Raw genomic sequence first — 21,199 nt, forward strand, 5'->3', positions numbered from 1 at the left:
TTGCTTATTTTTTCTTGCCCAGCAAATCAAGCAGGATCGACGTTTCCGCCGTGATCGCCGCCTTGATGGTCGGCTGGTACTCAGGCGCCCATTGCGGCGAGTGCGGACCGGCCAGTGGCTTGCCGCTGGCCTTGGCCGCCGCCAGCTTGCTTGGCTCCACCGCGCCGATATGCAGCAGCACGGCCTTGGCACCGGCCTGGCCGTAATTGGCGAAGTCTTCCGAGGTCATCTTGGCCGGCATTTCCACCACCTGCGCCGCGCCCAGCGACTTTTGCAAGGTGCCCACCATGCGCATGGTCAGCTCCGGGTCGTTGTAGACGGCATCCGTGCCCGGGCGCACCTGTACCAGCGGTTCTTTCGGCGCGCCGGCGGCAAATGCTTCGCCTTTCACTTCGCGCTCGATGCTGGCCAGCACGCGCTTGCGCACGGCGTCCTTGAAGGTGCGCACGGTCAGCTGCATGGTGACCTGGTCGGGCACGATATTGGCCTGGGTGCCGCCATGGATGCTGCCCACGGTAATGACGACCGGGTCCATCGGATTGTTTTCGCGCGAGACCAGCGTCTGCAGCGCCAGCACGATGCGCGCGGCCATCACGACCGGGTCGCGCGTGTCGTGCGGCGCGGCGCCATGGCCGCCCTGGCCGTAGACGGTGATGGTGATGGTGTCGGCGGCGGCGCGGAAGTAGCCGGCGTGGTAGCCCACCGTGCCCGATGGCAGCGTCGCTTCGTCATGGAAGGACAGCGCGTAGTCCGGTTTCGGGAAGCGCGTAAACAGGCCGTCCTTCAGCATGGCGGCGGCGCCCAGCAGCGGCTCTTCGGCCGGCTGGCCGACCAGCATCAGGGTGCCGCTCCAGTTCTGGCGGTTGTCCGCCATCAGCTTGGCGCTGCCGTACCAGGCCGACATGTGCACGTCGTGGCCGCAGGCGTGCATCACGGGCACGGTCTCGCCGGCCGCGTTTTTGGTCACCACGCTGCTGGCAAACGGCAGGCCGGTTTTTTCCAGCACGGGCAGGGCGTCGATTTCGGTGCGCAGCATGACGACCGGGCCGGGGCCGTTGCGCAAAATGGCGACCACGCCGGTGCCGCCGACGCCGGTGGTCACGTCAAAGCCCAAGGCCTTGACTTTTTCAGCCAGCTTCTTGGCCGTTTCCACTTCCTGGAACGCCAGTTCCGGGTTGCGGTGCAGGTCCAGGTACAGGCTTTCGATGGCCGGGTAGTTGGCGTTGAGCTGGGCGGCCATCGCCGGTGGCAGGGCGGCGGCGTGGGCGGCGCCAGCCGAAACAAGCGCGGTGGCAAGAGCGATTTTGGTGATTTGTGCTACGGGAAATTTCATAAGTTTCTTTTGAATTGCGGACGCCATGCGCCCGCTGTGACTGAGGTGGTTTTTTAACTTATCAGAAACATTTCTCAAAATCAATAATTTGGCTGAATATATTTCGACAATGTATAATCTGCAATATAAAAAGTTCCATATAGAATTAAAAATATCCCCATTGCACTAATCCTGAAAAGAAAAGACATGACAAGTTTTATCGCAAATATCAAGATCGGCAAACGCCTGGGCATCGGCTTTGTGCTGATTTTGGCCATGACCGTGGTGATCGCCACGGTGGGCGTCTGGCGCCTCAATGACGTGGCCACCTCGACGCGCGCCATGATGGCAGAACCGCTGACCAAGGAACGCCTGATTACCGACTGGTACGGCCTGAATTTCGCCTCGATCCGCCGTACCGCCGCCATCGTGAAAAGCAGCGATCCGGCGCTGGGACCGTACTTCAAGGAAGACTCGGCCGCCTCCGTCAAGCGGGCCGCGGAACTGCTGAAGCAGATCGAGCCCTTGATCTCGGGCGAGCAGGAAAAAGCGCTGTTTGCGAAAATCCTCGAACAGCGCAAGCTGTACAGCGCCTCGCGCGATGGCGCCGTCAAGGCCAAGGCCGATGGCGACGTGGAAGGCGCGGCAAAAATCCTCGACGGCGCGTTTACGCCGGCCGCCAAGGTCTACCAGGACCTGCTGCAGGAACTGGTGACCATGCAGCGCACCAGCATTGACGCCACCGCCAAACAGATCGACGCCTCGGCCGTGCGCGACACCAGCGTCATCAGCATGCTGACCGTGTTTGCGGTGGCCTTTGGCGTGCTGTGTTCCTGGCTGCTGACGACCGGCATCACGCGTCCGCTGCGCCAGGCGCTGGCGCTGGCCGAAACCGTGGCCGCCGGCGACCTGACGCACACCGTTACCACCTCGGCCAAAGACGAGACGGGCGCGCTGCTGACCGCTCTGGGCAACATGAACAACAACCTGGTCAGCATCGTCAGCCAGGTGCGCAGCGGCACCGACAGCATCGCCACCGCCTCGAGTGAAATCGCGGCCGGCAACCTGGACCTGTCCTCGCGCACCGAGCAGCAGGCCGGCTCGCTGGAAGAAACGGCATCGTCGATGGAAGAGCTGACCGGCACCGTCAAGCAGAATGCCGACAATGCGCGCCAGGCCAATCAGCTGGCGATCACGGCGGCCGGCATCGCCAGCCGTGGCGGCGCGGTGGTGGCCGAAGTGGTGGCCACCATGGGTTCGATCAACGCCTCCTCGCGCAAGATCGTCGACATCATCAGCGTGATCGACGGTATCGCCTTCCAGACCAATATCCTGGCCCTCAACGCGGCGGTGGAAGCGGCGCGCGCCGGCGAGCAGGGCCGCGGCTTTGCGGTGGTGGCTTCTGAAGTACGCAACCTGGCGCAGCGGTCTAGCCAGGCGGCGAAGGAAATCAAGGGCCTGATCGACGACTCCGTCAGCAAGGTCGATATCGGCGCCAAACTGGTCGACCAGGCCGGCGCGACGATGGATGAAGTGGTTGCCAGCGTCAAGCGCGTGACCGACATCATCGGCGAGATCTCGAGCGCCAGCACCGAGCAGACGCACGGCATCGAGCAGGTCAACCAGGCAATTGTGCAGATGGACCAGGTGACCCAGCAAAATGCGGCGCTGGTGGAAGAAGCGGCGGCCGCCGCCGGCTCGCTGCAGGACCAGGCCCATGGCCTGGCGCAGGTGGTGAGCGTGTTCAAGCTGAACGAACAGGCGGGCCTGCTGCGCCGGCCGGCAGCTGCCGCCGCGCGCCCTGCGGCGCCGGCGGCGCGCGTGGCGCCCCGCAGCGCAGCCGTGCCGCAAAAAAAATTGCCAGCGGCGAAAGCGCTGGCAAATGACGACTGGGAAGAGTTTTAATTCCCGCTTTTAATCCCTGAAGCGAAACGGCGGCGCCATCATCGCGATGGCGCCGCTTTGCATTACACGGCCTGCAGCGGAATCGTCGCGCCGAATGTCGTCGGCGTCGAGCACGGTTCGTCGTCAAACGCGATATCGCCCTGCGGATTGGCCACGCCGTCCGTTTTCAGATCCTGGAAGCCGAACAGTTTCGGGTCCATCAGGTGCGACGGCGCCACGTTGGCCAGCGACGAGAAGATGCTTTCCACGCGGCCCGGGAATTTCTTGTCCCAGTCGCGCATCATGGCCTTGATCTGCTTGCGCTGCAGGTTTTCCTGCGAGCCGCACAGGTCGCATGGAATGATCGGGAAGCCTTTGACTTCGGCGTAGCGCTCGGTGTCTTCTTCCTTTACGTACGCCATCGGGCGGATCACCATGTGCTTGCCGTCGTCCGACACCAGCTTGGCCGGCATGCCTTTGAGTTTGCCGCCGAAGAACATGTTCAGGAAGAAGGTTTCCAGGATATCGTCGCGGTGATGGCCCAGCGCGATCTTGGTGGCACCCAGTTCGTCGGCCACGCGGTACAAAATGCCGCGGCGCAGGCGCGAGCACAGCGAGCAGGTGGTCTTGCCTTCCGGGATCAGGCGCTTGACGATGCTGTAGGTGTCCTGGTTTTCAATATGGAAGGCCACGCCCAGTTCCGTCAGGTAGGCCGGCAAAATTTCTGGCGGGAAGTTCGGCTGCTTCTGGTCCAGGTTGACTACCACGATATCGAAGTGGATCGGCGCGCGGTCGCGCAAGGTCATCAGGATGTCGAGCAGGGCGTAGCTGTCCTTGCCGCCGGACAGGCAGACCATTACCTTGTCGCCGTCTTCGATCATGTTGAAGTCGCCGATCGCCTGGCCCACCAGGCGGCACAAGCGCTTGTGCAGCTTGTTGTTCTCCAGCGCGATCTTTTCCGCCTTCTTGCGCGACAACTGCAGCGCCTCGATATTGGCCGGAATTTCCACTGCCGTTTCCATGACTGCGTTCAGGTCGTTCATGCTGCATCCTTGATCTTGAAGACTTCCACGCCCACGCCTTCGCAGTCGGGGTACACATCCGGTTTCATCGACGACACGCGCGCGGCGCGCACGCGCGGATGGGCCAGCATGGCGTCCAGCACGTCGTCGACCAGCGTTTCCTGCAGCTGCACATGGCCTTGCGCCATGCGCTTGGCGATGGTTTCGCGCATGAAATCGTAGTCGACCACTTCGTCGAGCTGGTCATCCTTCGGCGTCGACAGGGCCAGCGGGATATACAGGTCGACATTGATCAGGACGCGCTGCTCGGCCTTTTTCTCGAAGTCGTAGACGCCGATATTGATCAGGACTTCGTAGTTGCGCAGGAACAGGCGGCGGCAGTCAAGCAGGCGCGGGTGGAACAGGGCGGATGACATGGTTTTACCTTTTAGTGATGCTTGTATAGAGAGGGTATGCGGTGGATCTGCTGACTAATTTGCTGACAGTTACTTGGCCAGGAACATCACGTCGCGCGGCAGGCCGATCAGGTGCTGGCCGCCATCGACCAGCAGCGTGGTGCCGGTCAGCGCACGCGCGCCGGCCACATAGCAGACACTGTCGGCCACATCCTGCGGCGTGCTGGAGCGCCCCAGCGGCGTGTTTTCATGGGCCTTCACAAAGTTCGCTTCGCTCTGGTCGCCGGACACCATGGTGATGCCGGGCGCGATGCCGACCACGCGCACCTTCGGCGCCAGCGCCTGGGCCAGCATGGTGGTCGCCGACAGCAGCGCAGCCTTGGACAGGGTATACGACAAAAAATCAGGATTGAGATTGTACAGTTTTTGGTCCAGCAAGTTGATCACCACCGCCTGTCCGCCGGCTGGCGTGGCCTGGTACAGCGCCTGCGCCAGCAGCACGGGCGCGGCCAGGTTGGCATGCATGTGGGCGTCGAGCGCCGTGAACGAAAAATTGCCGGCATTGTCGTATTCAAACAACGATGCGTTGTTCACCACACAAGTAATCGGTCCCAGTTGCGCTTGCGCCTGCGGCAGCAGCTGGCGCACCTGGGCTTCCTGCGCCAGGTCGCACGGGAAGGCATGGGCGCGCCGGCCCAGCGCTGCGATTTCCGTTACCAGGCTCAAGGCGTCGTCGCGCGAGTCGCGGTAGTGCACGGCAATGTCCCAGCCGTCGCGCGCCAGGCCCAGCGCGATGGCGCGGCCGAGGCGGCGCGCCGCGCCCGTGACGAGAGCGACCCGCGGTGGTGTGTCTGTTGTATCTGTCGAAGTGTAATTCATGTACTTTTACGTGTCGTATGGAGGTGGCGTACTGGCGGCATGCGCCGCCGATTCGCTACAATGCGGGAATGTCCCTACCCGAACCCGATAGCGACGCGCTGGCCGCGTCCCATGCCCTGCAGAACCTGATTGCCGCCGAAATCGCGCGCCATGACGGCGCCATTCCGTTTGTCCGTTTCATGGAGCTGGCGCTGTATGCGCCCGACCTGGGCTATTACAGTGGCGGCGCCGCCAAGCTGGGCGAACATGGCGATTTTACAACCGCGCCCGAGATCTCGCCCCTGTTCGGCGCCACGCTGGCCCATGTGGCAGCCGCTATTATGGCGCAAACGGCCCCCCGCATCCTGGAATTTGGCGCCGGCACCGGCAAGCTGGCGTTCGATATCCTGACCGAGGCGGCCAGCGCCGGCATCCACGTCGAACAGTATGCGATCGTCGAATTGTCGGGCGAATTGCGTGCGCGCCAGGAGGCGGCCCTGGCCGCGTTTCCGCAGGTGGTGTGGCTGGACGGCTTTCCCGATGCCTTTCAAGGCGCCGTGTTCGGCAATGAGGTGCTCGACGCCATGCCCGTCAGCCTGGTGAGCAAAACGCCCGCCGGCTGGTGCGAGCTCGATGTCGGCATCGATGAGGGCAGGTTCGTGTATGTCGAGCGCGCCGCCGGTACCGAAATCGCCGCGCAGATTGCCGCGCAGGTGCCGGAGGCCGATCAATTGCCGGTCGGCTATGTGACGGAAATCCACGGCGTGGCCTGCGGCTTCATGCGCTCGCTGGCGCGCATGCTGACGGCGGGCGGCGGCGCGGCCTTCCTGTTCGACTACGGCTTTCCGGCGCACGAGTATTACCTGGGCCTGCGCGCCACCGGCACGCTGATGTGCCATTACCGCCACCATGCGCATGCCGATCCGTTTTACTTGCCGGGCCTGCAGGACATCACGGCTCACGTGGATTTCACGGCCATGGCGCTGGCGGCGCAGGACGCCGGCCTCGATGTGCTGGCCTACATGAACCAGGCCAGTTTTCTGCTGGGGGCCGGCATCGGCGAGCTGCTGATGCGCAGCGACCCGGAGCAGGCGAAAACCTTCTTGCCGCAATCGATCGCGCTGCAAAAGCTGGTCTCGCCGGCCGAGATGGGCGAATTGTTCAAGGTGCTGGCCGTGGGCCATGGCGTGGACTTGCCCGATGCGCTGTTGTCGGCCGACCGCAGCCATCGGCTGTAACTCCGCTGCGATCGTGCGCGGCATCGCTGGCGGGATTTTTTCGCCGCCGGCGATGGTTCGTCTTGTCAAATCGTATATGATGACCGATAGCGCTGGCTTCCAGCCAGCAAAAACCCGTCGCCGCGCACGGACTTCAAGATAGAACGATGGGAAAGATACATACACACTATGACAACCTGAAAGTGGCGCGCCTGGCGCCGCAGGAAGTCATACGTGCCGCGTACAAGGCCCTCAGCCAGAAATACCATCCCGACAAGAATCCCGGCGACGAAAAGGCGGCCCGCATCATGGCCATCCTGAACAGCGCCTACGGCACCCTGTCCGATCCGCAGCGCCGCAAGGAGCACGACGAGTGGATCGCCGCCGAGGAATGGGAGATCGAGTGGCTGGAAAGCACGCACCAGGAAGAGGGGCGGCCGAAGGACGGCCGCCAGCAGCCACAGCAGCACGATCAGGCGTGGGCAAAGGATGTGCCGCCGGCCAGATCGCGGCGCGCCGTGCCGATGTGGCGCAACTGGCGCTGGTGGCTGAGCCTGCTAGCCTGCCTGCTGCTGGGCTGGCTGGGCGCCGTGCTGGTGCAGGGCAGCGCACCGCAGGTGCCGGCCGCGCTGGCGTTGGCGTGGAACGGGCTGGCGCGCGATGGCAAGCTGGACGCACGGCCGGAGGCGAAACCGGACAGCAAGCCTGACGCCAGGGCGGACCCCAAGGGGGAGGCCGTCGCCATCGACAGCTGGGCGGTGGGCAAGCCGTATGCGCCCGAACCGGCACAGCCGAAAATTCCCGAGATCAAGGTGCTGGCCGTATCGCAGCTGAGCCTGAAAGCGGGCTTGCCGAACTGCGATGGCGCGGCACAGGCGCTGGTGGCGCCCAATGGCGAGCCGTGGCCGCCGCAGTCCGGCTATGTGACGGGTTTCCCGATCGGTAACAAGGGCGAGGAACTGGCTGTCACGCTCGATAACAGCGCCAATGCCACGCCCGTGTTCGTCAAGCTGTATGACCTCGAGCGCCGCTCGAATGTGCGCTATCTGTTCGTGCTGGCGCATGACAAGCTGACCGTCGAGCAGCTGGGCGCCGGCAAGTACGAGGTGCGCTACCAGGCGGTCGAACCCGGTGGCGAAGGCTGTGGCCACGCCAGCGGCGCCGTTACGCCATCCTCCCCGCCGTCCGCCAGCCCCTCCCGGGCACAGGATGAGGCGAAGAATCCTGTTGTAAGCAGCATCTAATCTGATTATCCTTGACAGGCATCAAGCAGCCTTTCCTGTTCTTCATCCTTAGGAGTATCCATGACTGACCTCACAGCCGATGCAGACGATAACTGGCTGCTCGACGAGGATGAGCCCGTGGCAGCCCCGGGTGGACTGGCGGCGCCTGACCAGCGCCTGTGGCGCGTGCTGATCGTCGACGATGATGTCGATGTGCATGCGGTGACGCGGCTGGCGCTGCGCAATGTCAATTTCAAGGGCCGCGAACTGGAACTGTTTTCCGCCTACAGCGGCCGCGAAGCGTTCGAGATATTGCGCGACACGCCCGATATCGCCCTGGTGCTGCTCGATGTGGTGATGGAAACGGACGATGCGGGCCTGATCCTGGCCAAGCGCATCCGTGCCGACCTGAACAACCATATCGTGCGCGTGGTCCTGCGCACCGGCCAGCCGGGCCAGGCGCCCGAACAGCGCGTGATCGTCGAGTACGACATCAACGACTACAAGGCCAAGACCGAGCTGACCACGCAAAAGCTGTTTACCACCGTGATTTCGGCCCTGCGCGCCTATGAAAGCCTGATGATGCTCGAACGCAGCCGCATCGGCCTGGGCAAGATCCTGGCGGGCGCCACCAATCTGTACCAGATCCATTCGCTGCGCGAATTCGCCTCCGGCGTGCTGAACCAGGTCAGCGCCATCCTCGACGTGGGCGCCGATGGCGTGCTGTGCCTGATGCAGGGCGGCACCGGCCGGCCCGAGGTGGTGGCGGCCACCGGCACCTACGCGGCGCTGGCCGAATCGGCCGCGATGCCGCAGGAACACGCCCTGACGCAGGCCATCGACAAGGCGTTCGCGGAAAAGCGCAGCCAGTTCGAGCATCCCGCCAACGTGCTGTTCATCCATACCGAAAGCAAGCGCGAGCTGGCCATTTCGATCACGCCGCCGTGGCCTCTGGCGCCGATCCAGCGCGACCTGCTGGAAGTATTCTGCGAGCGCATCGCCGCCGCTTTCGACAATCTGTACATGTTCGGCCAGCTGCGCAAGGCGCAGGAAGCAACCGTGGTGGCGCTGGCCGACCTGGCCGAATTTCGCGACAGCGACACGGGCGGCCATGTGCGGCGGGTGCAGCAGCTGACCGACGCCATCGCCCGGCGCATGCAGCAGCGCGGCGTCTATCCGGACGAGCTGACGCCGCAATTGCTCGACATGATCGGCCTGGCCAGCATCCTGCACGACGTCGGCAAGGTGGCCACGCCCGACGCGGTGCTGCTCAAGCCAGGCCGCCATACCGACGAAGAGCGGGCGCAGATGCAGCTGCACGCCAGCGTCGGGCGCACCATCCTGGAGCGCGCCGCGAACATGGTCGATGGCGTCAGCTACCTGACCTACGGCGCGCAGATCGCCGGCGGCCACCATGAGCATTTCGACGGCGCCGGCTATCCGAATGGCCTCAAGGGCCGCGCGATCCCGCTGGCCGCGCGCATCGTGGCGGTGGTCGATGTGTTCGATGCGCTGCTGCATGAGCGGCCCTACAAGGAGCCGTGGCCGTATCCGCAGGTGCGCGACTATATCGAACAGCGTAGCGGCAGCCAGTTCGATCCGGAAGTGGTGGCCGCGCTGCTCGACCTGATCGACAATGAACCGCAGCTGTGGCACCCGGAGCAGTCCGCCGCCGATCCGGCCGCCTGATGCAGGAGATGAAAGACTTCAAGGGGCTGTCGGCCCTGATCATCGAGCCGCACGGCGGCATGCGTTCGAGCCTGCACAACATGCTCAACCTGTGCGGCCTGGCCAAGATCGATGACGCGGCCAGTTCCAGCCAGGCCATCCGCATGCTGGGCAACCGCAGCTATGACCTGATCCTGTGCGAATACGATCTCGAAGGCGGGCAGGACGGCCAGCAGATGCTGGAAGACCTGCGCCATCACAAGCTGATCCACGCCTCGACCATGTTCTTCATGGTCACCGGCGAAGGCAGCTTTGCCAGGGTGGTCAGCGCGGTCGAGCTGCTGCCCACCGATTACATCCTGAAACCGTTCACCGCCGACAATATGCTTGAGCGCATCGGCCGCGCCGTCGACAAGCGCGCCGCCTTCATGCCGGTGCACGAGCTGATCGATGTCGGCAACGAGCGCGCGGCGATCGCCGCCTGTGGCGACGGCGCCACGCTGTATCCGCGCTACGCCACCGATTTCCTGCGCCTGCGCGCCGAATTGCACCTGCTGCTGGGGGAGGCGGCCGAGGCCGAACCGATCTATGCCTCGCTGTACGACGCGAAAGCCATCGGCTGGGCGCGCCTGGGGCAGGCCAAGACGCTGTTCCAGTTGGGCGACTATCCGGCTGCGCAAACCATGCTGGAAGGACTGCTGGAGCACAACAGGCGTTTTCTCGACGCCTATGACTGGCTGGCGCGCACGCACCAGGCGCAGGGCCGCACCCGGGAAGCGCAGCATGCGCTGGCCGAAGCGGTGGCGCTGTCGCCGCATGCGGTGCGCCGTTTGCGCCGCCTGGGCGAAGCCGCGCTGGCGGCGGACGACGTCGACATGGCCGAGAAAGTCCTCAAACTGGTGGTCAGCAAGGCCAAGTATTCGGAATTTCGCGATCCGGAAGACCATGTGCGGCTGGTGCAGACGCTGGTGCGCAAGAACGATCCGCTGCAGGCCGGCGCCGTGATCCGCGAGCTCGACCGCACCATGGGCGGCCAGCCGAACACGGAGCTGTGCAGCGCGCTGTGCAGCGCCATGCTGCATGGCCAGACCGGCAACCAGGTGCGGCTGGCCGAGTCGCTCGACGCCGCGCTCGCTGCCAACCGCCACAGCGGCGGCGCCTCGAACGCCGTCAAGACGGAACTGGCGCGCTATTGCCTGGCCCACGGGCGCGAGGATGGCGCGGCCGAGGTGATGCGCGAGGTGATGCGCAACGCCCCGGACAGTGCGGCCATGACGCGCGCCATGGCCGTGTTTGAACAGGCGGGCCGCGACGAACTGGCCAAGGCGCTGGCGCGCCAGAGCCGCCAGGAAGTGGCCGACATGGTGGCCGCGGGTGCCGCCAAGGCGGGGCAGGGCGACTTCCGCGGCGCCGTCGAGATGATGAGCGAAGCGGTCACGCGCCTGCCCGACAATCCGCAGGTGGTGTTCAACGCGGCCGTGGCGGCGTTGAAATGCCTGGAGCATGAAGGCTGGGACGAACGGCTGGGGCAGCAGGTGCTGGTATTTATCGCCGGCGTGCGCAGGCTGGACCCGCGCAACCCCAAATTGCCGGTGCTGTCGGGCCTGCACCAGCAGTTATTGCGCAAATACAAGCCGGCCGGCCCGGCCTGGATGCATGCCCCTGACGCCCGTTGAACGGGCAAAAATCGTGCTCCATAACGGGAAAATACGGCTCGCCAGGCACGGACACAAAAAAATTCCACATTTTTTTCTCAAACCCTTGCACATTCTCAATTTGGCGTCTTATAATCACGCCCCGAAGCAGCCAACTTCTTCTTTATAAGCAAATGCAGCAGCAAGCGATGCGAAATAAGGTTGACAGTTGTGAGTAGATGCTTCATACTCTGCGGTTCCCGCGGAGGGGTGGCCGAGTGGTTAAAGGCGACAGACTGTAAATCTGTTCTTTCGAGTACGCTGGTTCGAATCCAGCCCCCTCCACCAAGTTTTTGCAAGAAAACTGGGTAAAGCAAGTGAAGACAAGTGAACGATACCTCGCGGGTGTAGCTCAATGGTAGAGCAGAAGCCTTCCAAGCTTACGACGAGGGTTCGATTCCCTTCACCCGCTCCAGTTCCCGTTCAGATGCTGATGCATCCATGCAGCAAAATTACAGCCCTTGTAGCTCAGTGGTAGAGCACTCCCTTGGTAAGGGAGAGGCCACGTGTTCGATCCACGTCAAGGGCACCAGAATTCGCAGCAGGCAACACAGAAGCAATTCAAACCAGACCGTCGGGCGTGTGCCTGAGCAATCTAATCAAATCATTAGGAGTTCAAAATGGCAAAAGGTAAATTCGAACGGACCAAGCCGCACGTCAACGTCGGCACCATCGGCCACGTCGACCACGGTAAAACCACGCTGACCGCTGCAATCGCAACGGTTCTGTCGAAGAAATTCGGCGGCGAAGCCAAAGCATACGACCAGATCGATGCGGCTCCAGAAGAAAAAGCACGCGGCATTACCATCAACACCGCTCACGTCGAGTACGAAACGGCTACCCGTCACTACGCTCACGTTGACTGCCCAGGCCACGCCGATTACATCAAGAACATGATTACCGGTGCAGCACAGATGGACGGCGCGATCCTGGTTTGCTCGGCAGCTGATGGCCCAATGCCACAGACCCGCGAACACATCCTGCTGGCCCGCCAGGTTGGCGTTCCATACATCATCGTGTTCCTGAACAAGTGCGACCTGGTCGACGACGCAGAACTGCTGGAACTGGTCGAAATGGAAGTGCGCGAGCTGTTGTCGAAGTACGAATTCCCAGGCGACGACCTGCCTATCATCAAAGGTTCGGCACGTATGGCGCTGGAAGGCAAAGAAGGCGAAATGGGCGTTGACGCAGTGCTGCGTCTGGCCGATGCACTCGATGCTTACATCCCGACGCCAGAGCGCGCTGTTGACGGTGCATTCCTGATGCCAGTGGAAGACGTGTTCTCGATCTCGGGTCGCGGTACCGTTGTGACCGGTCGTATCGAACGCGGCATCATCAAGGTCGGCGAAGAGATCGAAATCGTCGGCATCACCGATACCGTCAAAACGACTTGCACCGGCGTGGAAATGTTCCGCAAGCTGCTGGATCAAGGTCAGGCAGGCGACAACGTTGGTCTGCTGCTGCGCGGCACCAAGCGTGAAGACGTGCAACGTGGTCAAGTTCTGGCAAAACCAGGCTCGATCAAGCCGCACAACCACTTCACCGGCGAGATCTATGTCCTGTCGAAAGACGAAGGCGGCCGTCACACGCCATTCTTCAACAACTATCGTCCACAGTTCTACTTCCGTACCACGGACGTGACCGGTTCGATCGAGTTGCCAGCAGACAAAGAAATGGTTATGCCAGGCGATAACGTGTCGATCACCGTCAAGCTGATCAACCCGATCGCGATGGAAGAAGGTCTGCGCTTCGCTATCCGCGAAGGCGGCCGTACCGTCGGCGCCGGCGTGGTTGCAAAAATCCTCGCATAAGGAAACGTTATGCTTCCACCTGGGGCGTCTCAGGTGGTAGAATAGCACTCCACAAAAGTTTTACGTAGGGACGTAGCTCAATTGGCAGAGCGTCGGTCTCCAAAACCGAAGGTTGGGGGTTCGATGCCCTCCGTCCCTGCCACCGTCAAGGTGCAGGGCACCGAAAGTAGAAAAATGTCAAATCAATCCGTGCAAACCGTTAGCACGTCGAGTGACAAGATAAAAGTCGCGCTGGCAATAGTGGCTGCGATCGCAGGAGTAGTCGGGTTTTATTACCTGGCAGGCCAACCAGCTCTGGTGCGTGCAAGCGCGCTTGTGGCTGGTTTGGTTATTGCTGTTGCGCTCTTGTATGTCTCGACGACCGGCCGTGAATTCCTGAATTTCGCCAAAGAATCAGTACGCGAGACCAAGAAAGTCGTTTGGCCCACCCGCAAAGAAGCCACGCAGATTACTGCGATCGTGTTTGCCTTTGTGCTGGTGATGGCGATTTTCCTGTGGGGCACGGATAAATTGCTTGAGTTTCTGTTGTATGACGTAATTCTGGGTTGGAAAAAATAATGAGCGAAAATGTGCAAGATGACGCGGCACCCGCAGCTGGCGACGTTCCGGCAACGGAATCTGGCGCAGCGCTGAGCGTACCGGTCAGCAGCAAGCGCTGGTACGTCGTGCATGCTTATTCCGGCATGGAAAAAAGCGTCATGCGTGCACTGACCGAGCGCATCGAACGCGCCGGCATGCAAGACCAGTTCGGCCAGATCCTGGTGCCGATCGAAGAAGTAGTCGAAGTCAAGAATGGTGTGAAGTCGGTCACCGAACGTCGTTTCTACCCAGGGTATGTGCTGGTTGAAATGGAAATGACGGACGAGAGCTGGCACCTGGTAAAAAACACCAGCAAGGTTACCGGTTTCATTGGTGGCAAATCGAACAAGCCGACGCCGATTTCCGCGCGCGAGATCGATGCCATCATGCGCCAGATGCAGGAAGGTGTTGAAAAGCCCCGTCCGAAAACCTTGTACGAAGTGGGCGAGCAAGTCCGCATCAAGGATGGTCCGTTTACCGACTTCAACGGCAACGTCGAAGAAGTCAACTACGAGAAATCCAAGGTACGCGTCTCGGTCACGATTTTCGGCCGCGCGACTCCGGTGGAACTCGAATTCGGCCAGGTCGAAAAAGTTTAAGTCTGTATCAAGCGCCACCAGGAGCGTCGCAAGAGTTACTGCGAAATCCGGTCAGAGGAGCCCCGCCAGGGTAGGATCGGCGGGGCGCTACTACTCAATCCAAGATAGGAGCCATCATGGCAAAGAAAATCATTGGTTTTATCAAGCTGCAAGTGCCAGCTGGTAAAGCAAACCCATCCCCACCAATCGGTCCAGCTCTGGGTCAACGTGGCCTGAACATCATGGAATTCTGCAAAGCCTTCAATGCACAGACCCAGGGTCTGGAGCCAGGCATGCCGATTCCTGTCGTGATCACCGCGTTTGCTGACAAGTCCTTCACGTTCGTGATGAAGACGCCACCAGCAACCTACCTGATCAAAAAAGCTGCTGCGATCACCAAGGGTTCGCCGAAGCCACATACCGACAAAGTCGGTACGCTGACCCGCGCACAAGCTGAAGAAATCGCTAAATTGAAAACCCCTGATCTGACCGCTGCCGACATGGATGCTGCTGTACGCACCATCGCTGGTTCCGCACGTTCGATTGGTATCACGGTGGAAGGTGTTGTATAATGGCTAAGTTATCCAAACGTATCAAGGCTTTCAAAGCCAAAGTTGACCGTACCAAAGCGTACGAGTTCGACAACGCTGTCGCTCTGATCAAAGAGTGCGCAACCGCCAAGTTCAACGAATCGATCGACGTATCGGTACAACTGGGTGTTGATCCTAAGAAATCCGACCAGGTTGTGCGCGGTTCCGTCGTGCTGCCAGCTGGCACCGGCAAAACCGTACGCGTGGCTGTCTTCGCGTCGGGCGAAAAAGCAGAAGCAGCCAAGGCTGCTGGCGCCGACATCGTTGGTATGGAAGACCTGGCCGAGCAGATCAAAGCCGGCGACATGCCTTTCGATATCGTCATCGCTTCGCCAGATACCATGCGTATCGTTGGTACCCTGGGTCAGATCCTGGGCCCACGCGGCCTGATGCCTAACCCGAAAGTCGGCACTGTTACGCCTGACGTCGCTACCGCCGTGAAAAACGCGAAAGCCGGTCAAGTTCAGTACCGTACCGACAAATCCGGTATCATCCACGCTACCATCGGCCGCAAATCGTTCGCTGACGCAGATCTGAAATCGAATCTGGTCGCACTGATCGACGCGCTGAACAAAGCCAAGCCAGCATCGAGCAAAGGCGTGTACCTGCGCAAAGTTTCGCTGTCGTCGACCATGGGCGCTGGCGTCCGTGTTGACCAGGCAAGCCTGGCAGCTTAAGCAAAGAATCAAGTCCCGCGCGCCTTCGGGCGCTGCGGGCGCATCTTTGGGCTGTCGGCATGGTGTTCTCACCGTGCCGGCAGACAATCAAAGACCGTTGGGCCGACTGCGATCGCATATGCAGAAGGTTAATAGACTGGCCGGCAACGGCCGGTGCCCAACGCAGATGGTGTACCCGAACAAGTTTTGTAGTCCTCATGCTGCGTGAATCCATCCGCTCAGTTTAGTACTTCTTGACTTCGGACGCCGTGTTCGAACCGATGCAAGGCGCTCAACCACTCGGTTGTGATCGCTGAACATCATTTAAGGAGGTTGACCGTGAGTCTCAATCTGAATGACAAAAAGGCCGTTGTCGCCGAAGTTTCCGCACAAGTAGCAAATGCGCAAACGATCGTCGTGGCCGAATATCGTGGCATCCAGGTTGGTCACTTGACGCAACTGCGTGCTAAAGCGCGTGCCCAAGGCGTGTACCTGCGTGTGTTGAAAAACACTCTGGCTCGTCGCTCCGTTGAAGGTACCGCATTCGCCAGCCTGGCAGATGCCATGACCGGCCCGTTGATCTACTCGATCTCGGCCGATGCCGTTGCAGCAGCTAAAGTCATCGCTGACTTCGCTAAAACCAACGACAAACTGGTTATCAAAGCAGGTAACTACGCAGGCAAGCCGCTGGATACAGCTGCTGTCACCGCGTTGGCGAGCATTCCTAGCCGTGAAGTCCTCATCTCGCAGTTGTTGGGCGTTATGCTGGCTCCGGTTTCGGGCTTTGCACGTGGTCTGGCTGCCCTGGCAGCGAAAAAAGGCGAAGGCGCCGAAGCTCCTGCAGAAGAAGCAGCAGCAGAAGAAGCCCCAGCAGCCGCTTAATTGCGCGCGCTTTTTTCTCTCAGTACCAATCTGATGTAACTAACGTAATAAATTTAGGAGTTTCAAAATGGCAATTAGCAAAGACGACATCCTGGAAGCAGTTAGCGCCATGTCCGTAATGGACCTGAACGACCTGGTGAAAGCATTCGAAGAAAAATTCGGTGTATCCGCAGCAGCAATGGCTTCGGCCGGTCCTGCAGCAGGCCCAGCAGCAGCTGCTGAAGAGCAAACCGAATTCAACGTCATCCTGGACAGCTTCGGCGCAAACAAAGTTGGCGTCATTAAAGCAGTTCGCGAAATCACCGGCCTGGGCTTGAAAGAAGCTAAAGACCTGGTCGATGGCGCACCAAAAACTGTGAAAGAAGCAGTGTCGAAAGCTGACGCTGAAGCTGCACAGAAGAAACTGGTAGAAGCCGGCGCAACCGCTTCGATCAAGTAATATCTGTACTGGCGTCAGTTAGCGCCCGAGTCAAAGTCTGAGGTTTCCCCTCGCAAGGGGGGAAATCCGACTTTGGCTCCTTTGTCGTCTGTATCGTATTTGTACATAGTAGTAACGTCGTTGTAGCCGCAGTTTTTATTCGATTCAAGCCGGAAAGCAGAGCCTTGAGGTTTCGTCTGTGTCACACGCAGCCGCGAATGTTGCAAACGAGCACTTGCAAAACCTGAATTTTCTATCCTTTCTGTCACTCACGGAGTGTCCATGCACTACTCATTTACTGAGAAGAAACGCATTCGCAAATCATTCGCGAAGCGCGCCAACGTTCACCACGTTCCGTTCCTGCTGGCGACCCAGCTCGAGTCTTATCATAGCTTCTTGCAAGAGGACATAGCACCGTCCGGCCGCAAGAATGATGGCCTGCAGTCGGCCTTCACTTCGATTTTCCCTATCGTGTCGCACAATGGTTTTGCGCGTCTCGAATTCTTGTCGTACGTCCTGGGCGATCCTGCCTTTGACGTCAAAGAATGTCAACAACGTGGCCTGACGTTCGCGTCGCCGCTGCGCGCGAAAGTGCGTCTGGTGATCCTGGACAAGGAATCGCCAACCAAGCCAGTCGTCAAGGAAATGAAGGAACAGGAAGTCTACATGGGCGAATTGCCGCTCATGACGACCACCGGTTCGTTCGTGATCAACGGCACTGAGCGGGTTATCGTTTCCCAGCTGCACCGCTCGCCAGGCGTGTTCTTCGAACACGACCGCGGCAAGACCCACTCGTCGGGCAAGCTGCTGTTCTCCGCGCGTATTATTCCTTACCGCGGTTCGTGGCTGGACTTCGAGTTCGACCCGAAAGACATCCTGTTCTTCCGCGTCGACCGCCGCCGCAAGATGCCTGTGACGATCCTGCTGAAAGCCATCGGCATGTCGCACGAGCAGATCCTGGCCAATTTCTTTGTCTTCGACAATTTCAACCTGCGCTCCGAAGGCGCGGAAATGGAATTCGTCTCCGAGCGTCTGCGCGGCGAAGTGGCGCGCTTCGACATCGTCGACAAGTCGGGCAAGACCCTGGTGCTGAAAGACAAGCGTATCAACGCGAAACACGTGCGTGATATCGAAGCTGCCGGCATCAAGCACATTTCCGTACCGGAAGACTACCTGCTGGGCCGCGTATTGGCGAAGAACATCGTCGATGGCGACACCGGCGAAGTGGTCGCGTCCGCGAACGACGAGCTGACCGAAGACCTGCTGGGCCGCCTGCGCGACGCCAACATCTCCGAAATCCAGACCCTGTACACCAACGACCTGGATCAGGGCGCCTACATCTCGCAAACGCTGCGTATCGACGACACCGCCGACCAGATGGCTGCGAAAGTGGCGATCTACCGCATGATGCGTCCAGGCGAGCCGCCAACGGAAGATTCCGTCGAAGCGCTGTTCAACGGCCTGTTCTACAACTCGGACCGCTACGACCTGTCGGCCGTGGGCCGCATGAAGTTCAACCGCCGCATTGGCCGCGATGAACTGACCGGCGCCATGACGCTGTCGAACGACGACGTGCTGGCCGTGATCAAGATCCTGGTGGAACTGCGCAATGGCCGCGGCGAAGTCGACGATATCGATCACCTGGGTAACCGTCGCGTACGTTGCGTGGGCGAACTGGCCGAGAATCAATTCCGCGCCGGCCTGGTGCGTGTTGAGCGCGCCGTCAAGGAACGCCTCGGCCAGGCCGAAGCGGACAACCTGATGCCGCACGACCTGATCAACTCGAAGCCGATTTCGGCCGCGATTCGCGAGTTCTTCGGTTCGTCCCAGTTGTCGCAGTTTATGGACCAAACCAATCCTCTGTCGGAAATTACCCACAAGCGCCGCGTATCGGCTCTGGGACCCGGCGGTCTGACACGCGAACGCGCCGGCTTTGAAGTGCGCGACGTGCATCCGACCCACTACGGCCGCGTCTGCCCGATCGAGACACCGGAAGGTCCGAACATTGGTCTGATCAACTCGCTGGCGTTGTACGCCCGCCTGAATGAATACGGCTTCCTGGAAACCCCGTACCGCAAGGTCGAAGGCTCCAAGATCACCGACCAGATCGACTACCTGTCCGCCATCGAAGAAGGCCGCTACATCATCGCCCAGGCGAATGCGACCATCAACGACGCCGGCATGCTGTCCGATGAACTGGTGTCGGCCCGTGAAGCTGGCGAAACCATCCTGGTCTCCCCGGAGCGCATCCAGTACATGGACGTGGCGCCAGGCCAGATCGTTTCCGTCGCTGCCTCGCTGATTCCGTTCCTCGAACACGATGATGCGAACCGTGCATTGATGGGCGCCAACATGCAACGCCAGGCCGTGCCTTGCCTGCGTCCTGAAAAAGCGCTGGTCGGTACCGGTATCGAACGCACTGTCGCGGTTGACTCGGGCACCACCGTGCAGGCGCTGCGTGGCGGTATCGTCGATTACATCGATGCGGGCCGTGTCGTGATTCGCGTGAACGATGACGAAGCGCAAGCTGGTGAAGTCGGCGTCGACATCTACAACCTGATCAAGTACACCCGTTCGAACCAGAACACCAACATCAACCAGCGTCCGATCGTGCAAGTGGGCGACCGTGTTGCCAAGCGCGACGTGATCGCCGACGGCGCATCGACCGACCTGGGGGAATTGGCTCTGGGCCAGAACATGACCGTGGCCTTCATGCCATGGAATGGTCTGAACTTCGAAGATTCGATCCTGATCTCGGAAAACGTCGTCAAGGACGACCGCTACACCTCGATTCACATCGAAGAGCTGTCGGTGGTGGCCCGTGACACGAAACTGGGCGCGGAAGAAATCACGCGCGACATCTCGAACCTGGCCGAGAACCAGCTGGCTCGTCTGGATGAGTCCGGTATCGTCTACATCGGCGCCGAAGTGCAAGCCGGTGATACCCTGGTCGGCAAAGTGACGCCGAAAGGCGAAACCCAGCTGACCCCGGAAGAGAAGCTGCTGCGCGCGATTTTCGGCGAAAAAGCGTCGGACGTGAAAGACACCTCGCTGCGCGTGCCTTCGGGCATGATCGGTACCGTGATCGACGTGCAAGTCTTCACCCGTGAAGGCATCGTGCGCGACAAACGCGCCCAGCAGATTATCGATGACGAACTGAAACGCTTCCGTCTGGACCTGAACGACCAGATGCGTATCGTTGAAGGCGATGCCTTCCAGCGTCTGGAAAAAATGCTGATCGGCAAAGTTGTCAACGGCGGCCCTAAAAAGCTGGCCAAAGGCGCCAAGATCACCAAGGAATACCTGGACGATCTGGACAAATACCACTGGTTCGACATCCGCCCGGCGGACGACGATGCCGCGGTAGCGCTCGAAGCGATCAAGGAATCGATCAACGAGAAGCGTCACCAGTTCGATCTGGCCTTCGAAGAGAAGCGCAAGAAACTGACGCAAGGCGATGAGCTGCAACCAGGCGTGCAAAAAATGGTCAAGGTGTACCTGGCCGTGAAACGCCGCCTGCAGTCGGGCGACAAGATGGCAGGTCGCCACGGTAACAAGGGTGTGGTTTCCCGTATTGTTCCTGTGGAAGATATGCCATACATGGCCGACGGCACGCCAGCCGACGTGGTGCTGAACCCGCTGGGCGTTCCTTCGCGGATGAACGTTGGTCAGATTCTCGAGACTCACCTGGGCTGGGCTGCCAAGGGTCTGGGTATCCGCATCGGCGAAATGCTGAAGGCGCAAACCAAGGTCGAGCAAGTACGCAAGTACCTGACCACGATCTACAACGACAACGGCCGTGCGGAAGAGCTGGACAACTTCGATGATGAAGAAATCATGAAGCTGGCCGAAAACCTGAAAAAAGGTGTGCCGTTCGCCACGCCAGTGTTTGACGGTGCCAATGAAGACGAGATCCGCCGCATGCTGGACCTGGCGTATCCGGACGACATCGCCAAGAACTTGGGCATGACCGCGTCGAAAAACCAGGTGACCATGTATGACGGTCGCACTGGTGAAGCGTTCGAGCGCAAGGTCACGGTTGGCGTGATGCACATGCTGAAACTGCATCACCTGGTTGATGACAAGATGCATGCACGTTCGACCGGTCCTTACTCGCTGGTGACGCAACAGCCGCTGGGTGGTAAAGCCCAGTTCGGTGGTCAGCGCTTCGGTGAGATGGAAGTGTGGGCACTGGAAGCGTACGGCGCGTCGTATGTCTTGCAAGAGATGTTGACCGTCAAGTCCGATGACGTGAATGGCCGTACCAAAGTGTACGAAAACCTGGTCAAGGGCGACCACGTGATCGACGCCGGCATGCCTGAATCGTTCAACGTGCTGGTCAAGGAAATCCGTTCGCTGGGTATCGATATCGACCTCGAACGCAACTAAACGGCAGGCTTATTGACCCAATA

17 protein-coding genes and 4 tRNA genes are annotated in these 21,199 nt (G+C 60.4%); 17 read left to right on the plus strand and 4 right to left on the minus strand.

Annotated features, from left to right (window positions below; translation table 11 throughout):
* Positions 1–4 precede the first annotated feature (4 nt).
* Positions 5–1,333: an amidohydrolase gene (locus RTQ46_RS00580; RefSeq protein ID WP_312433956.1), complete on the minus strand. Its 1,329-nt coding sequence runs from the start codon at positions 1,331–1,333 to the stop codon at positions 5–7.
* A 186-nt stretch (positions 1,334–1,519) separates the two neighbouring features.
* On the opposite strand from RTQ46_RS00580, the gene RTQ46_RS00585 reads away from it, so the two are divergent.
* Positions 1,520–3,217, plus strand: coding sequence for a methyl-accepting chemotaxis protein (locus RTQ46_RS00585; RefSeq protein ID WP_312433957.1), 1,698 nt, complete (start codon positions 1,520–1,522; stop codon positions 3,215–3,217).
* Positions 3,218–3,279: 62 nt separating this feature from the next.
* Here RTQ46_RS00585 and ttcA read toward each other — a convergent pair whose 3' ends face one another.
* From ttcA to RTQ46_RS00600, 3 genes are all read right to left on the minus strand, one after another.
* Positions 3,280–4,239 carry a tRNA 2-thiocytidine(32) synthetase TtcA gene (gene ttcA, locus RTQ46_RS00590; protein WP_409518279.1) on the minus strand — a complete coding sequence of 320 codons (960 nt, stop codon included), beginning with the start codon at positions 4,237–4,239 and terminating at the stop codon, positions 3,280–3,282.
* Complete coding sequence (locus RTQ46_RS00595; RefSeq protein ID WP_312433958.1) at positions 4,236–4,634, minus strand: dihydroneopterin aldolase; 399 nt, start codon at positions 4,632–4,634, stop codon at positions 4,236–4,238. Before RTQ46_RS00595 ends, ttcA begins: the two co-directional genes overlap by 4 nt.
* A 69-nt stretch (positions 4,635–4,703) precedes the next feature.
* Complete coding sequence (locus RTQ46_RS00600; RefSeq protein ID WP_312433960.1) at positions 4,704–5,492, minus strand: SDR family oxidoreductase; 789 nt, start codon at positions 5,490–5,492, stop codon at positions 4,704–4,706.
* Between the two features lie 68 nt (positions 5,493–5,560).
* Here RTQ46_RS00600 and RTQ46_RS00605 point away from each other — a divergent pair, with 68 nt between their 5' ends.
* The 16 genes from RTQ46_RS00605 to rpoB all read left to right on the plus strand — a co-directional run bounded on the left by RTQ46_RS00605 (position 5,561) and on the right by rpoB (position 21,176).
* Positions 5,561–6,709 carry a class I SAM-dependent methyltransferase gene (locus tag RTQ46_RS00605; protein WP_312433961.1) on the plus strand — a complete coding sequence of 383 codons (1,149 nt, stop codon included), beginning with the start codon at positions 5,561–5,563 and terminating at the stop codon, positions 6,707–6,709.
* Between the two features lie 146 nt (positions 6,710–6,855).
* Entirely contained in the window at positions 6,856–7,932 is a 1,077-nt protein-coding gene (locus tag RTQ46_RS00610; RefSeq protein ID WP_312433963.1) for a J domain-containing protein, read from the plus strand.
* 60 nt (positions 7,933–7,992) lie between these two features.
* Positions 7,993–9,600, plus strand: a complete 1,608-nt coding sequence (locus RTQ46_RS00615; RefSeq protein WP_312433964.1) for a DUF3369 domain-containing protein — start codon at positions 7,993–7,995, stop codon at positions 9,598–9,600.
* Complete coding sequence (locus tag RTQ46_RS00620; RefSeq protein ID WP_312433966.1) at positions 9,600–11,255, plus strand: response regulator; 1,656 nt, start codon at positions 9,600–9,602, stop codon at positions 11,253–11,255. The genes RTQ46_RS00615 and RTQ46_RS00620 overlap by 1 nt, the downstream gene beginning before the upstream one ends.
* A 222-nt stretch (positions 11,256–11,477) precedes the next feature.
* Positions 11,478–11,561 (plus strand) — tRNA-Tyr (locus RTQ46_RS00625).
* 53 nt (positions 11,562–11,614) lie between these two features.
* A tRNA-Gly gene (locus RTQ46_RS00630) sits at positions 11,615–11,688 on the plus strand.
* A 42-nt stretch (positions 11,689–11,730) separates the two neighbouring features.
* Positions 11,731–11,805 (plus strand) — tRNA-Thr (locus RTQ46_RS00635).
* An 88-nt stretch (positions 11,806–11,893) separates the two neighbouring features.
* Entirely contained in the window at positions 11,894–13,084 is a 1,191-nt protein-coding gene (gene tuf / locus RTQ46_RS00640) for an elongation factor Tu (RefSeq protein WP_308923540.1), read from the plus strand.
* A gap of 66 nt (positions 13,085–13,150) precedes the next feature.
* Positions 13,151–13,226: transfer RNA gene (locus tag RTQ46_RS00645), tRNA-Trp, on the plus strand.
* A gap of 32 nt (positions 13,227–13,258) precedes the next feature.
* Positions 13,259–13,642 (plus strand): preprotein translocase subunit SecE, encoded by a 384-nt coding sequence (gene secE / locus RTQ46_RS00650; protein ID WP_312434171.1) that lies wholly within the window; start codon positions 13,259–13,261, stop codon positions 13,640–13,642.
* On the plus strand, positions 13,642–14,262 hold the full coding sequence (nusG, locus tag RTQ46_RS00655) for a transcription termination/antitermination protein NusG (RefSeq protein WP_094442924.1): 621 nt from the start codon (positions 13,642–13,644) through the stop codon (positions 14,260–14,262). The genes secE and nusG overlap by 1 nt, the downstream gene beginning before the upstream one ends.
* 116 nt (positions 14,263–14,378) lie before the next feature.
* A complete protein-coding gene (gene rplK, locus RTQ46_RS00660; protein WP_034753131.1) occupies positions 14,379–14,813 on the plus strand; it encodes a 50S ribosomal protein L11 in 435 nt (144 codons plus the stop codon).
* Positions 14,813–15,508, plus strand: coding sequence for a 50S ribosomal protein L1 (gene rplA, locus RTQ46_RS00665; protein WP_065310183.1), 696 nt, complete (start codon positions 14,813–14,815; stop codon positions 15,506–15,508). Before rplK ends, rplA begins: the two co-directional genes overlap by 1 nt.
* 318 nt (positions 15,509–15,826) lie before the next feature.
* A complete protein-coding gene (gene rplJ / locus RTQ46_RS00670; RefSeq protein WP_029496119.1) occupies positions 15,827–16,369 on the plus strand; it encodes a 50S ribosomal protein L10 in 543 nt (180 codons plus the stop codon).
* A gap of 67 nt (positions 16,370–16,436) precedes the next feature.
* Positions 16,437–16,808, plus strand: coding sequence for a 50S ribosomal protein L7/L12 (rplL, locus tag RTQ46_RS00675; RefSeq protein ID WP_010394320.1), 372 nt, complete (start codon positions 16,437–16,439; stop codon positions 16,806–16,808).
* Between the two features lie 261 nt (positions 16,809–17,069).
* Positions 17,070–21,176, plus strand: coding sequence for a DNA-directed RNA polymerase subunit beta (gene rpoB, locus RTQ46_RS00680; RefSeq protein ID WP_312433971.1), 4,107 nt, complete (start codon positions 17,070–17,072; stop codon positions 21,174–21,176).
* Positions 21,177–21,199: the final 23 nt, after the last annotated feature.

It is taken from the genome of Janthinobacterium sp. (assembly GCF_031995485.1).
Lineage (GTDB): Bacteria > Pseudomonadota > Gammaproteobacteria > Burkholderiales > Burkholderiaceae_D > Janthinobacterium.

Bases quoted from the DNA above. Each gene is read 5' to 3' on its own strand.
- RTQ46_RS00600 (WP_312433960.1), bottom strand. From the start codon at position 5,492: ATGAATTACACTTCGACAGATACAACAGACACACCACCGCGGGTCGCT.
- rpoB (WP_312433971.1), top strand. From the start codon at position 17,070: ATGCACTACTCATTTACTGAGAAGAAACGCATTCGCAAATCATTCGCG.
- RTQ46_RS00610 (WP_312433963.1), top strand. From the start codon at position 6,856: ATGGGAAAGATACATACACACTATGACAACCTGAAAGTGGCGCGCCTG.
- RTQ46_RS00605 (WP_312433961.1), top strand. From the start codon at position 5,561: ATGTCCCTACCCGAACCCGATAGCGACGCGCTGGCCGCGTCCCATGCC.
- tuf (WP_308923540.1), top strand. From the start codon at position 11,894: ATGGCAAAAGGTAAATTCGAACGGACCAAGCCGCACGTCAACGTCGGC.
- RTQ46_RS00580 (WP_312433956.1), bottom strand. From the start codon at position 1,333: ATGAAATTTCCCGTAGCACAAATCACCAAAATCGCTCTTGCCACCGCG.
- RTQ46_RS00585 (WP_312433957.1), top strand. From the start codon at position 1,520: ATGACAAGTTTTATCGCAAATATCAAGATCGGCAAACGCCTGGGCATC.
- ttcA (WP_409518279.1), bottom strand. From the start codon at position 4,239: ATGAACGACCTGAACGCAGTCATGGAAACGGCAGTGGAAATTCCGGCC.
- RTQ46_RS00615 (WP_312433964.1), top strand. From the start codon at position 7,993: ATGACTGACCTCACAGCCGATGCAGACGATAACTGGCTGCTCGACGAG.
- RTQ46_RS00595 (WP_312433958.1), bottom strand. From the start codon at position 4,634: ATGTCATCCGCCCTGTTCCACCCGCGCCTGCTTGACTGCCGCCGCCTG.
- rplL (WP_010394320.1), top strand. From the start codon at position 16,437: ATGGCAATTAGCAAAGACGACATCCTGGAAGCAGTTAGCGCCATGTCC.
- RTQ46_RS00620 (WP_312433966.1), top strand. From the start codon at position 9,600: ATGCAGGAGATGAAAGACTTCAAGGGGCTGTCGGCCCTGATCATCGAG.
- rplA (WP_065310183.1), top strand. From the start codon at position 14,813: ATGGCTAAGTTATCCAAACGTATCAAGGCTTTCAAAGCCAAAGTTGAC.
- secE (WP_312434171.1), top strand. From the start codon at position 13,259: ATGTCAAATCAATCCGTGCAAACCGTTAGCACGTCGAGTGACAAGATA.
- rplK (WP_034753131.1), top strand. From the start codon at position 14,379: ATGGCAAAGAAAATCATTGGTTTTATCAAGCTGCAAGTGCCAGCTGGT.
- nusG (WP_094442924.1), top strand. From the start codon at position 13,642: ATGAGCGAAAATGTGCAAGATGACGCGGCACCCGCAGCTGGCGACGTT.